Here is a 963-nt window from a genome sequence, read left to right as displayed (position 1 = left end):
ACCGCGTGCTGCCGGGCCGCGCGCTGATCGCGCCGGGCGGCAGGCACATGCTGCTGCGGCGCGACGGCGCCAACTACCACGTGGACGTCTTCGACGGCCCGCTCGTGAACCGCCACCGCCCGTCCGTCGACGTGCTGTTCCGTTCCGTCGCCAGGCATGCGGGCGCCAATGCGCTGGGCATCATCATGACGGGCATGGGCGACGACGGCGCGGCCGGCCTGCTCGAGATGCGCAAGGCGGGCGCGCGCACCGTCGCGCAGGACGAGGACAGCTGCGTCGTCTACGGCATGCCGAAGGAAGCCGTCAAACGGGGCGGCGTCGAGAAATCCGTGCCGTTGAAAGCGATCGACCGCGAGATCCTGCAGCAGCTCGGGGTGCGCTGATCGCGTATCATCGCTCCTGAACAGCCGATCCAGAAGCTGATGCCAGGAGAGTGAGATGAACAAAGGAATGTATGCCGCCGCGCTCGCTGCGTGCCTGACTGCCTGCGGCGGTGGCGGCGGCAATGCCGGCGCGGGGAATACCCCGCTGACGCCGCCCGTGTCCAGCAACGGCAACCTCGACGCGTACGTCGGCACGTGGACCTCCGCGTGCGCGTCGCACGCGGTCGACACGGCCGTCATCGCGCGCGCGGCCGGCGCGAACAATGCGCTCACGATCGCCGTCACGACGACTTACTATGCCAACACGGCCTGCACGGGCGACGTCGTCGCCACGCAGGTGTGGAGCGCCCCCACGACGGCGACCTGGGTCGGCACCGTCGCGTCCTCCATCATGCCGGGATCGGTCTCGGCCTCCATCGACAAGGTGACGGCGCAGCAGCCGCAGCGCAGCGTCACGTTGACGGGCACCTTCGTCAGCCGCAAGATCGTCGACGGCCAGCCCAACTGGTGCATCGATTACGCGGGCGGTTCCGTGTGCGTGCCCGACCGGATCTACGCGGCCGAACCGGCGCCGTTCGAC

The 963-nt window shown here is 69.6% G+C and carries 1 protein-coding gene and 1 pseudogene; both read left to right on the top strand.

Translation table 11 applies throughout. The annotated features are described in order from the left end of the window. Positions 1 to 383: chemotaxis protein CheB (locus ACEN88_RS32750; protein ID WP_413346441.1), on the top strand; the 383-nt coding region annotated here is incomplete at its 5' end. A gap of 55 nt (positions 384 to 438) precedes the next feature. Continuing rightward, positions 439 to 963: pseudogene (locus tag ACEN88_RS32745) on the top strand (hypothetical protein); the annotation flags it as partial.

The organism is Massilia sp. CT11-108 (assembly GCF_047302915.1).
GTDB lineage: Bacteria > Pseudomonadota > Gammaproteobacteria > Burkholderiales > Burkholderiaceae_D > Telluria > Telluria orientalis.
Note: the sequence above shows the minus strand (reverse complement) of the source record. Positions and strands in the feature narration are given on the sequence as shown.